This window comes from Sphingomonas ginkgonis (genome assembly GCF_003970925.1).
GTDB lineage: Bacteria > Pseudomonadota > Alphaproteobacteria > Sphingomonadales > Sphingomonadaceae > Sphingomicrobium > Sphingomicrobium ginkgonis.
The window spans coordinates 1532716-1545119 of the sequence record NZ_RWJF01000001.1 but is presented as its reverse complement, the minus strand read 5'-3'; the positions used below and the strand labels follow the sequence as shown (position 1 = coordinate 1545119).

General features: G+C 67.7%; 6 protein-coding genes. 3 read left to right on the top strand and 3 right to left on the bottom strand.

What is annotated here, in order from left to right; all coding sequences use genetic code 11:
- Positions 1-18 precede the first annotated feature (18 nt).
- Positions 19-894: an ABC transporter ATP-binding protein gene (locus HMF7854_RS07460; protein ID WP_126718521.1), complete on the top strand. Its 876-nt coding sequence runs from the start codon at positions 19-21 to the stop codon at positions 892-894.
- Positions 895-907: 13 nt separating this feature from the next.
- Complete coding sequence (locus HMF7854_RS07455; protein WP_126718520.1) at positions 908-4504, top strand: ABC transporter permease/M1 family aminopeptidase; 3597 nt, start codon at positions 908-910, stop codon at positions 4502-4504.
- A gap of 19 nt (positions 4505-4523) precedes the next feature.
- Here HMF7854_RS07455 and HMF7854_RS07450 read toward each other — a convergent pair whose 3' ends face one another.
- On the bottom strand, positions 4524-5504 hold the full coding sequence (locus tag HMF7854_RS07450) for an MBL fold metallo-hydrolase (RefSeq protein WP_126718519.1): 981 nt from the start codon (positions 5502-5504) through the stop codon (positions 4524-4526).
- 13 nt (positions 5505-5517) lie between these two features.
- Positions 5518-8892, bottom strand: a complete 3375-nt coding sequence (locus HMF7854_RS07445) for a glycosyl hydrolase 2 galactose-binding domain-containing protein (protein ID WP_239016886.1) — start codon at positions 8890-8892, stop codon at positions 5518-5520.
- A gap of 249 nt (positions 8893-9141) precedes the next feature.
- On the opposite strand from HMF7854_RS07445, the gene HMF7854_RS07440 reads away from it, so the two are divergent.
- Positions 9142-10053 (top strand): ROK family protein, encoded by a 912-nt coding sequence (locus HMF7854_RS07440; protein WP_239016885.1) that lies wholly within the window; start codon positions 9142-9144, stop codon positions 10051-10053.
- Positions 10054-10057: 4 nt separating this feature from the next.
- On the opposite strand, the gene HMF7854_RS07435 is transcribed toward HMF7854_RS07440, so the two are convergent.
- Positions 10058-12379 (bottom strand): GH92 family glycosyl hydrolase, encoded by a 2322-nt coding sequence (locus HMF7854_RS07435; protein WP_126718517.1) that lies wholly within the window; start codon positions 12377-12379, stop codon positions 10058-10060.
- Between the last annotated feature and the right edge of the window lie 25 nt (positions 12380-12404).

Genomic DNA, 12404 nt, shown 5'->3' with positions numbered 1-12404 from the left:
ATTCGTCTGGGGGGAAGAATGCTCGAAATCGCTGGCCTGTCGCACACCTACGCCAACGGCACCAAGGCGCTCGACGACGTCAACCTGTCGATCCCGCGCGGGATGTTCGGTCTGCTCGGGCCCAATGGCGCGGGCAAGTCGACCCTGATGCGCACGGTCGCCAGCCTGCAGGCACCGACTGCCGGCTCCATCCGTTTCGGCGACATCGACGTGCTCGCCGAGCCCGAGCGGCTGCGACGGACGCTCGGTTACCTTCCGCAGGACTTCGGCGTCTACCCGCGGGTGTCGGCCTATGCGATGCTCGACCAGATGGCGGTGCTGAAGGGCATCACCGGCAAGGCCGACCGCAAGGCGGTGGTCGAGACCTTGCTCAATCAGACGAACCTTTGGGCGGTGCGCGACAAGGCCATCGCCGGCTTCTCGGGCGGCATGCGCCAGCGCTTCGGGATCGCCCAGGCGTTGATCGGCAACCCCGAACTGATCATCGTCGACGAGCCGACCGCCGGGCTAGACCCGGAGGAGCGCAACCGCTTCCTCAACCTGCTCGCCGCGATCGGCGACAATGTCGTGGTGATCCTCTCGACCCACATCGTCGACGACGTCGCCGACCTTTGCCCGCGGATGGCGGTGCTGGCGGGCGGGCGGCTCCAGCTCGAGGGGCGGCCGGCCGACCTCATCGCCTCCACCCGCGGACGGGTCTGGCGCAAGGCGATCAACCATGGCGAGCTCGCCGATTTCCAGGATCAGCACGAGGTGATCTCGACCCGGCTGTTCGCCGGCAATACCATCGTCCACGTCCTCTCAAGCGAGCGGCCGGACGGGTTCGACCCGGTCGAGGGCGGGCTCGAGGACGTCTACTTCTCGACCCTCTCCACGCTCCGCCGCGCGGCTTGAGGAGACTTCGGCGATGACCTTCGGGATCATGCGGTTCGAGATCCGCTACCAGCTGCGCAACCCGGTCTTCTGGGTCGCGCTCGCGCTCTTCTTCCTACTCGGTTTCGGCATCACGGCGAGCGAGAATGTCAGCGTCGGTACCCCCGGCGGGGTGCACGAGAACGCGCCCTCGGCCATCGCCATCGCGACGGCAATCCTGAGCCTTTTCTACCTTTTCGTGATCACCGCCTTTGTCGCCAACGCCATCGTCCGCGACGACGCCAGCGGCTTCGCGCCGATCGTCCGCGCGACAGCGGTCACCAGCCGCCAGATCGTGTTCGGTCGCTTCCTTGGTGGGCTCGTCGTCGCGTGGCTCGGATATCTCGCGCTCCCGCTCGGCATGGCGGCCGGCTCGGTCATGCTGTGGGTCGACCCGGAGACGCTCGGGCCGCAGAAGCTCAGCTTCTACGCTTGGAACTTCCTCCTTTTCGCCGTGCCCAACCTGTTCATGATCAGCGCGTTGCTGTTCGCGCTGGCGACCAACCTGCGCTCGATGCTCGCAGCCTACATCGGCGCGGTGCTGCTGGTGATGTCCTATCTCGTCACCACCAGCATCGTCGGCCAGAAGATCGAATATCGCGAGACCTTCGCGCGGTTCGAGCCGATCGGCATGGGCGCGCTCAGCCTCGCCCAACGCTACTGGACGCAGGCCGAGCTCAACAGCCGGCTGCTCGACCTGTCGGGCGTGCTCCTGTTCAATCGGCTGTGGACGATCGCGCTGGGCGTCATCTTTCTCGGCTTCACCGTCTGGCGCTTCTCGATGACCGAGCGCGCCCCGTCTAAGCGGCGGCTCCGCCGGCTGGCACGGCGTGACGAGAAGACGGCGAAGGCGGCGGCGGTAACGCCGGACACGTCCGGCAGCCGCGTTGTCTCGCGCGATCTCGTGCCCGAGCGGATGGTCCAGTTTGGCAGCCGGCTACGGACCGAGGTGCGGCAGGTGCTGACCAGCCCCGGCTTGATCGTGCTGGCGCTGTTCGCGGTCACCCAGACTGCCGCCGGGCTGTGGCTTGGCCGCTCAGCCTACGGGACCAGCGACTTTCCAACGCTGGCCGGGGTGATCGGCACGATCCGCAACGGCTTCTCGATCGTGCTCCTGATGATCGCCGCCTTCTACGGCGGCGAGCTGGTGTGGCGTGAGCGCGACCGCAAGTTCAACGAGCTGCTCGATTCGACCCCGGTTCCGAGCTGGGTCATGACCCTGCCGAAGGTGCTGGCGATCTTCGTCGTGCTGCTGGTCGTCAATCTCGCCGCGATGGTGACCGGGCTCTTCTACCAGATCGTCGAAGGCAGCCGCGATCTCGACATCGGCGCCTATCTCGCCTGGTTCATCCTGCCTGCCGCGATCGATGGGCTGCTGATCGCGGTGCTGGCGGTCGTGGTGCAGGTGCTCAGCCCGAACAAATATATCGGGTGGGGTATCCTGTTCGTCTGGTTCGTCGGCAGCATCTTCCTGTCGAACATGGGCTGGTCCAACCCTCTCTACACCTATGCCGCCGGACCGTCGGTTCCGCTCAGCGACTTCAACGGCCAGGGCAGCTTCTGGCACGGCTCGCTGACCTTCCAGTTCTACTGGCTGTGCTTCGCCGCGATCCTCGTCGCGCTCGCCCATCTGCTGTGGCCCCGCGGGACGGACGTCGGGCTTAAGGTCCGGGCGCGCCGCTTCGGCCAGTCAACCGCGCGGGTGCCGCTGGCGATAGCCGCCGTCGCCGCGCTGGTCATGGCCGGCACCGGCGCCTTCACCTATCACAACATCAAGCAGCTCAACCGCTACGAAACTGACGACGAAGTCGAAGCCTATCAGGCAGCGTTCGAGCGCAAATATCTCAGGAACGAGGCGCTGCCGCAGCCCTCGGTCGACCATGTCGACATGGACGTGGCGCTCTACCCGACCCAGCGGCGGATGCTGGTAAGCGGGTCGTACGACCTCGTCAACCGGACCGACCGGCCGCTCGGCGAGGTCCACGTCCGCCAGGGCAGCCGCGACCTCGACGTGCAGCGGATGGCGGTCGGCGGTGCACGACTGGTCGCCGACGACAAGGAGTTCGGCTACCGCGTCTACCGCTTCGACCGGCCGCTTGCGCCGGGCGCGCACACCCGGCTCGACTTCCAGACGCAGATCTGGCGGCGCGGCTTCCGCGCCGGCGCACCGGCCACCGACGTAATCGAGAACGGCACCTTCGCCAATAATTTCGAGTTCGCGCCGACGATCGGAATGAACCGGCAGGGGCTGCTGTCGGATCGCGCCAAGCGTCGCCGCCAGGGGCTCACCCCCGAGCTTCGCCCGGCGAAGCTGGAGGATCTCTCGGCCACCCGCCACAACTATATTCGGACGGACTGGGTGACTTCGGACATCCGCTTCAGCACCGCGGCGGGCCAGACCCCGATCGCGCCGGGCAACCGCGTCTCGGACGTGACCGCCGACGGGCGCCGGACCGCGCGGTTCGTCAGCACCGCGCCGATCCAGAACTTCTTCTCGATCCAGTCGTCGGACTATCGGGTGGCACGGCGCGAGCACAACGGGATCGCGCTCGAGGTCTTCTACCATCGCGGGCATGACGAGAACGTCGCGCGGATGCTGACCGCGATGGGCAATGCGCTCGACTATTACCGTGCGCACTTCGGGCCCTACCAGTTCAACTATGCCCGGATCATCGAATTTCCGGGCTATCAGAGCTTCGCCCAGGCGTTCGCCGGGACCATGCCCTATTCGGAAACGATCGGGTTCAACGCGAACACCACCGACCCGACCAAGATCGACTTCACCAGCTATGTCGTCGCCCACGAGATGGCGCACCAGTACTGGGCCCACCAGGAGGCGGGCGCCGACATGCAGGGCGCGACCATGACCACCGAGACGCTGGCGCAGTACAGCGCGTTGATGGTGATGAAGCGCATGTACGGAGCGGACAAGATCCGCCGCTTCCTCAAGTACGAGCTCGACAATTACCTCAGCAACCGCAAGGGCGAGGTGGTCGAGGAAGTGCCGCTCGAGCGGGTCGAGAACCAAGGCTACATCCACTACCGCAAGGGCGCGGTGGCGATGTACCTGTTGCAGGAACGGCTCGGCGAGGCGGCGGTCGACCGCGCGCTGTCCCGCTTCGTTGCCAAGTGGCGGTTCAAGGGGCCGCCCTACCCGCGCTCGACTGACCTCATCGCCGAGTTCCGCGCGGAGGCGAAGACCCCGGCCGACCAGAAGCTGATCGACGACCTGTTCGGGCGCATCACGCTCTACGACCTGAAGCTGGTCGATGCGACCACGCGCAAGGTGGCGGGCGGCTGGCAGACGGCGCTGACCGTCTCGGCGGCCAAGACCTATGCGAGCGGCAAGGGCGAGGAGACCCGCGCGGCCTTAAACGAGCCGGTCGCGATCGGGCTGTTTACCGCGCGGCCGGGTCTCGGTGCCTTTGCGCCCTCGGACGTTGTGCTTATGGGTCGCCAGCAGCTCCGCTCGGGCACGCAGCGCTTCCTTCTGATTAGCAGGCAAAAGCCCAGCTTCGCCGGGATCGATCCGTACAACACCTACATCGACCGCAACAGCGACGACAATGTGAAGGAGGTCACAGCGTCCTGAGCCGGAGCGCGGAGGCCGGTCAGGCGAATGAGAAGGCGGCGCCAGGCTCGGCGGCAACAAACCGTTCGGCAGCGATGCCGGCGCTGGCGAGCGCGGTGGCGAGCGCTTCGACCGGCGCCTCGCGCGCCTCGTCGGTAAGCTGGAAGGTGCCCCAGTGGATGCCGAGCGCGCGGGCTGCGCCCACGTCGCGGAAGATTCGCACCGCCTCGTCCGGGTTCACATGCTGCGGGGCCATGAACCAGCGGGGCTCGTAGGCGCCGATCGGGATCAGCGCCACGTCGGGCTCGCCGAGGCGATCACGGACGGCCGTGAAGATCGCGCCATCGCCGTAGCCGGTGTCGCCGGCGAACCAGATTCGGCCCGCCGGGGTCGCGAGATAATGGCCGCTCCACAGCATCATGCGCGTGTCGCTCGGCCAGCGATTGGACCAGTGATTGGCCGGCGTCAGGGTGGAGGTGAGCCCGGCGCCGAGCGGCAGGACGTCCCACCAGTCGCCGGCGAGGCAGCGCGCCCGCGGCACCGCCTCGCGGACGATCACGTCGTTGCCGAGCGGCATCGCCATTAGCGGCCCATCGCGCTCATCGAGCCGACGCAGCGTCGCGACGTCGAGATGGTCGTAATGGCTGTGGCTGAGCAGCACGACGTCGATCGGCGGCAGGTCGTCGAAGGCGATCCCGGGCGCGGTGACCCGCTTCGGCCCGACCCGGCTGAATGGGCTCGCCCGCTCCGACCAGACCGGGTCGGTGAGGATGTTGACCCCGGCTGCCTGGATCAGCAGCGAGGCATGACCGACCATCGTTACGGCAAGCCCGGCTATGCGCGGCTCTGGCCGGACAGGAGTGATCGGCACCGACCGCGGCCAGCGCGCCCCACCGCCCGCCAGTTTCCACCGAAGCACGGTGAGTAGCCCGCGGTCGGTCGACGACTGGTCCGGGTTGAAGAAGCGCACACCGTCGAAATGATCGCTGGGCGGACCCTGGTAGTATCGGTTGTGCGCCACGCCCTTCTCGGTCTCAGCGTGGCACGGCGAGGCTGGCGGGAACGACGTTCCATCCGCGCAGCGCCACCCGCTCTCCGACCGCCTTCTCGGCCGGGTAGCGCACTTCGACCACCCTGCTCTCACCCGGCAGCAGCGACACGTAATTGTCACTGAAGTAAGCAGGGAGAACCTGACTGCCGTCGGCGTTGAAGACCGTCAGCTTGGCCTCAATCGCCGGGGTCGGGCCGCGGTTGGTTAAGGTTACGACCGCCACCCGCTCGGCCCCTTCGGCACGGCGTGACACGCTCGCCTCGAGCGTGGCTTGCGCCATGCCGCTCATGGCGCGGTAGGCGCCGTCGCTAGCCGCCTGCCAATAGAAGTTGGAGGAGATGAGTGTTCCAGCGGCATCGATCGCCTCCAGCCGGACCAGCGCCACTCCGTTCGCGGTCAGCGCGGCGGGATCGAGGGTGAAGGCGTCGGTGACCGCTCCCGCCTTCGCGCCGATCGTCGCACTCCGCTCGCCGAGCCGCCGGTTATCGAGCCCGACCACCCGTGCCCGGACGGTGACGCCGCTCAGGTCCTGAAGCCGATTGTTCACCAGCACCACCTTCCAGTCGGGCAGGTTCATCTGCACGTGGACCGGCTCCGCCGCCTTCTTGACCCCGTAGAAACTCGCCTGCGTGTCATAGTCGGAGGAGAAGATGTTCCACGCCGACGAAGGCCACGCCGGCTGTGTCATCCACAGCATCCGGCCGCTGTTCTGCGTCCACAGCCCCGCGTTGAACCCCTCGAAGATGGCGCGGTATGATTCATACTGCATCATCTGCGCCTTGCGCTCGAAGTCCTCGAGGCTGGTGCCCGGCCCAAAGCGGGCGGCGAGCGTGTCCATGTAGGTCTTGACCGCACCGTTCCCGGTCTGGTGCCAGTCATGGTAGGCCCAGGCGTCGCTGATCGGCCAGCGATCGGCGGCGGGGATCGCCCGCTTCCAGGCTTCCAGCGTCGGCAGCGAGGGAGTCCCGCTTTCCACCGAGAAGCCCTTGGCGTGCTCGGTAAAATACTCGACCGGGGACCGGTAGTTGTAGGGGCCGCTGTTCTGGAGGTTGATGCGGTTGGACGAGCCCATGTAGAGCCGCGTTCCGTCCTCCCGGTTAATCAGCGCCTGCAGCCCCTCGTTGACGATCGGCTGCGGCACGCCCTCGTTGCGGCCGAACCAGACGACGATCGAGGGATGATTGCGGAAGCGGCGGACGACCTCCGCCGCGTTGGCCAGGAACAGCTGCGGATCCTGCGGCTCGATATTGTAGTCCTGGGTCGACTCCCAGAAATCGTTGAGGATCATCAGACCGTTCTCGTCGGCGAGCTCGTAGAAGCTCTCCTCCGTGTTCTGGCCGACCCAGTTGCGGATGATGTTGAGGTGGGCGTCGCGATGGAGCTTGAAGAAGGGCTCGAGACGCGCCCGGTCTACCCGCTTCATGAAGTCATCCATCCCGATGTTCCCGCCGCGCGCCGCGATCCGGACACCGTTGACACGCAGCACCAGGTAGGGGGTGAGCCCCGGCGCGTCGGCGATCCGGGTCACTGCGGGCGAGTTCTCGGCGCCGGGCACCAGGCTCTGCGCCCAGCCGTTGGGCACCTTGCGGATGCCGATGTGGGTTCCGTCGACGATCTGCTCGCCACGGGCATGCGCTTTGGTGAGGTCGATCGTCACGCGTTGGAGCACCCCGTTCCGGTCCATCAACGACGTGTCGTAGGTGACTTGGCGCATGCCGAAGCGGAGCGACTTGCGATCACTCGGGCGCCTATCGACCGCGGTGGTCAGGGTGAGGTCGTGGAGGGTCGGGTCGCCATATCCGTTGGGCCACCACAGCCGCGGATGCTGGACGGATAGCTGGGGAAACTCGGCGGGGCGGAGCACCACGTCGCTGCTCGCGCCCGGCGCGAGGATGACGCTTTTCTCTACCCGCACCTCGTCGAAGGATGCCGCGACGACCGTCGTGACCGGCGCCGCACTCCGATTGACGACCGGGACCGTGATCTCGATGTCGGCGACGCTGTTGTCCGGACGCGGCAGCGCGGTCACGACGTGGGAATCGCCGATCGCGACGTCGCCGGTCGACCGCAGGGTCACGCCCTGCCACATGCCCGTGTTGCGGTCGCGTACCGTCGGAATCCAGTCCCAGCCCTCGCTGGCGACGAAGGTCGGGCCGTCGAGCATCATCATGCCGCCGTTCTCACCCACTCCCGACGTCAGCGATTCCTCTTGGTTGAGGCCGGGGTGCGGTGGCGGCGAAACCCGGACGGCAATCGCATTACGACCGGGCCGGAGCCGCCCGGTGACGTCGAACTGGCCGCGCGCGAACGCTCCCTTCATCGTTCCTAGCGGCGCGCCGTTCAGCCAGATTTCGGCAGCATAGTTGACACCCTCAAAGCTCAATTGCTGGTGCCGCCCGACGGCTTCGGCGTGAAGGTCGAACTCGCTGCGATACCAATAGTCCTGACGTGCGAGCTTCTCCGGGATCGCCATGTTGTTGAGCCCATAGGCGGGGTCCGGGTAGATGCCGCGATCGACCAGCGTGGTGAGTACGGTGCCGGGCACGGTCGCGGCGTACCAGCGGCTCGCATCGAAGCCGGCGCTGCTGAGCGCGTGGGGACTGGCGGTCACGCCTGGCGCCTCGGCGAGACGCCAGCCGCCGACCTTCCACATGCCCTCGCCCGCCGCGATGGTCGCAGGGCCGGCAGGTAGCGGCTTGGCCACTGGCTTCGAAAAGGGCTGCGCCGAGCGGGGCAGCGTCCAGACGTCCTGCGGAGCGACCTGTCCGTACATCTGGCGGACCTGCACCGGCCAGGTCGGGCTGCCGGTCTGATAGGTGGTGAGCAGCGGGTCCGGGCGCCGCCGGCTCTCAGCGGTGAGGGCGGTCGGGGAGAGTGCCGTGGTGCGGAGTTCGAGACCGGCGACCCGCCCTGCGAAGGGCGCGCCGTCCCCGCGAGGGCCGATGCTGGCGACCGGCTGGACCGCTGCCCCGACGGTCGCCGCGCTTCCCGCGAGCTTTCCGTCGACGAACAGGCGGAGCAGCTTGCCGTTGGCCACGGCGGCGAGATGGTGCCAGCCACCCGCGCCGATCGCCGCGCGTGCGGCCAGTACACCTTCGCCGGTCTCGATCGCGGGTCGTCCGGACAGCAAGACCAGGAAGCGGCGCGCGCCGCCCGGCTCGCCGAAGCCACCGACCACCACGCGCCCCGGCGCGATGCTGCTCGCCTCGATCCAGCTGCTTAGCGTCCAAGTGCCGGCCGGGATGGCCGGCGCACCCTCGCCGCCCAGCCGCTGGGTGACTCCGTCGCCGCCGGCCGGCAGCTCGACATTGAAAGGGCCGTAGGGCTGCGCCGTGGCTAGGCCCGCGCTGGCTGCCATGAGGAGGCCGAGAACCGCGCCTACTCCACCGTTTTGCATCCGCTTCTCCCTCGGCGCAGTCTCAATCGCTCCGCTCGGTTCGCGTCATGCACCGGACGGGACAGAAAACCGAGATGAAATAATTGATTAGCCGGTGCATTTCAGGCGCAGGCGAACCCTTGGCAAATTGACTTTCGGCGGCTCGCCTGCACTGTCGCGGGCGAACGCACCGGGACGTCCGGCGCAGCAGTGGAAAGGACTCGCGCAAGCGTGACGGACGCACCCGAGATCCAGATTGGGGTCGACTTCGGCGGGACCAAGATCGAAGCGGCCGCGCTCGACGCCGGCGGCCGCTTCCTCGCCCGCGTTCGTGCGCCCAACCCGGGCGACTATGACCAGGCGATCCGCGATGTGGTCGCACTGATCGGCCGCGTCGAGGCCGAGGTCGGGCGGTGCGGGACGGTCGGGATTGGTACGCCGGGGTCGATCAGCCCGCGCACCGGCATGATGCGAAACAGCAATTCGACCTACCTCAACGGAAGGACCTTCCGCGAGGACCTCGAAGTCGCCTTGGGCCGCGAGGCGCGGCTCGCCAACGACGCCAACTGCATGGCGCTGTCGGAAGCAGTAGACGGTGCCGCCGCCGGTGCCCGCTCGGCTTTCGCGGTGATCATCGGGACCGGTGTCGGCGGCGGGCTGGTGGTGGACGGCCAGATCGTCGAGGGCTCGCACGGCATTACCGGCGAATGGGGCCATGTCCCGCTGCCATGGATGACCGCCGACGAGTTCCCCGGCCCGCGGTGCTGGTGCGGGCAGCATGGCTGCATCGAGACGATGGTGTCCGGAACGGGCTTGCAGGCGAGCCACGCCGGGTTGGCAGGCCATCGTCTCGACGGCGCGGCCATCGTCCAGGCGGTGCATCGCGGCGATCCGGTCGCGACCAAAGCGCTGGACATCTATGTCGACCGGCTCGGCCGCGCGCTGGCGATGATCGTCAACATCGTCGATCCCGACTTGTTCGTGCTCGGTGGCGGCATGTCGAACGTGGTCGAGCTCTACGAGCGGCTTCCCGACGTGATCCGCCGATACGCGTTCAGCGATCAGTGGGATGGACGCATCGTCGCCGCGCAGTGGGGGGACTCCTCGGGCGTTCGCGGCGCCGCCCGGCTGTGGCCCCGCTAGTCCGTCAGCGCGGTCCGGAGGTCGACAGCGAATAGGGCCGAGCGCCCTTCCCCGCGCCCCATGCGCGGTTGGCCACGGGCCCCATGGTGAAGCGCAGCTCGCCGCCGGCGCGGATCTCGGAATCGCGCAGATAGGTGCGCTCGAGCGGGCGGCCGTTGAGCGTCACCGTCGACACGTAGCGGTTGGTCGGGCTGAGCCCGTCGGCAAGGATGGTAAAGCGGCGCCCGTTCGGAAGGTTGAGCACCGCACGGTCGAGAAAGGGCCGGCCGATCACAAATTCGTTCGAGCCGGGCGCGACCGGGTAGAAGCCGAGGCTGGTGAACACGAGCCAGGCTGACATTTGGCCGAGGTCGTCGTTGCCGGCGAGTCCGTCCGGCGTCGGCTTGTACTGGGTACCGACGATCTGCGCCAACCGCTCCTGCGCCCGCCACGGCGCGCCCGCGTAGACGTACAGATAGGCGACATGGTGGCTCGGCTCGTTGCCGTGGATATACTGGCCGATCAGCCCGGCGATGTCCTCGGCATGGCTGTAGTCGAGCTTGGAATTGTCATAGTCGAACATGGCATCGAGCTTGGCGACGGTCTTCGCGTCGCCGCCGAGCAGCCGGAACAGCCCGGCCTGGTCCTGAGGCACGAACCAGCTGTACTGCCAGGCATTCCCCTCGGTGTAGTCGGACCCGTAATTGATCGCCGTGGGGTCAAACGGCGTCCGGAACGCGCCGGTCGAGAGCCGCGCCCGGAGCCAGCCGCTCTTCGCATCGAAGCTATTGCGCCAGTTTCCGGCGCGCTTCTCGAAACGGGCGGCGACATCCTCCCGGCCGAGCGCCCGCGCCATTCGCGCGATCGACCAGTCGTCATAGGCATATTCGACCGTCTTGGAGGCGGCCTCCGGCTCCTTGTCGATCGGCACATAGCCGCGCTTCATATATTCGCCGAGCCCGCCATAGGGAGCGTAGGTGGCGCTCGCGACCATGGCGTCGAGCGCGGCGTTGGCGTCAAACCCGCGCACGCCGGCGAGGTAGGCGTCGGCGATCACCGGCGCTGCGTGGTAGCCAATCATCGTCCAGGTCTCGCGACCGGCGAACTGCCACACGGGCAGGATGTGATCGGGGCTGAAGCGCTGGCTGTCGACCAGCGAGCGGACGACGTCGCTGCTGGTCCGCTCGGGCTGGATCAGGGTCAGGAGCGGATGCTCGGCGCGGAACGTATCCCACAGCGAGAAGGTCGAGCGGAAGGTATAGCCGTCGGCGCGATGGACCTGGTCGTCCGGACCGCGATATCGGCCGTCGGCGTCGCTCCATACGCTGGGCGCAAGCAGCGAATGATAGAGCGCGGTGTAGACGCTGGTGCGAATAGGCGCTGGCCCATCCAGTTCGACGGCGCCGAGCGCTGCCGCCCATTCCGCACGCGTGCTGGCGCGGATCGCGTCGAAGTCGCCGGGCTCGGCGACAAGGTTGGCGACGGCGCCGTCTTCGTCGACGCCGGACAGCGCGACCTTGACCTCGAGCGGAGCGGCCAGCCGGCCGAAGTCGAGCCGCGCCTCGAGCGCCTTACCGAGCTTTTCCGCCAGCGCGTCGCTGCCGCGGCCGGGACCCTGGAAGCCCTTGTAGGGGATCGCCTCGTCACGATCGACGAAGGCGTGGTCGGCGAGCGGGGCGCTGAACCGCATTGCGAAGTAGAGCTTGCGCCCGGGAGCCCAGCCGCGAGTCTCGCGAAAGCCAGTGAGCGTCCCGTCGGGGCGCAGGTGAAGCCCCGACCAGAGAATCTTGCCGGGATAATTGTAGAGCGAGGAGCGGAGGTCGATCAGCAGGTGCGCATCCTGCCCGGCAGGAAAGCGGTAGCGATGCACGCCGACCCGGGTTCCGGCAGTAAGCTCGGCCTTGATCCCGCTGTCGCTCAAAGTCACCGCATAATAGCCGGGGCGCGCCTGCTCATGCGCATGGTCGAAGCGCGACCGGTAGCCGGAGCCAGGCTGCTTGGGATCGCCGGGCTCGAGCTTCACCGCGCTCCCGGCCTGCGGCATGACCAGCAAGTCGCCGAAATCCGAATGCCCCGCGCCGGAGAAATGAGTGTGGCTGAAACCCTGGATCGTGGGGTCCTCGTAGCGGTAGCCGGCGGCATGACCGTAGCAGGCGCGGATCTCGCAGCTGGTGTCGGTGTCGGGGGAGAGCTGGACCATCCCGAACGGGGCGGTCGCGCCGGGAAAGGTATGCCCTTCCCCGCCCGTGCCAATCATCGGGTCGACGCTGTCGACCGGTTCCGGCACGGCCGGCTGGGCGAGCGCTGGCGCGGCGAGCAGGACGGCGAGCAGGGCAAGGCTACGCATGGCCCGTTGAAGCACGCGGGCCCCT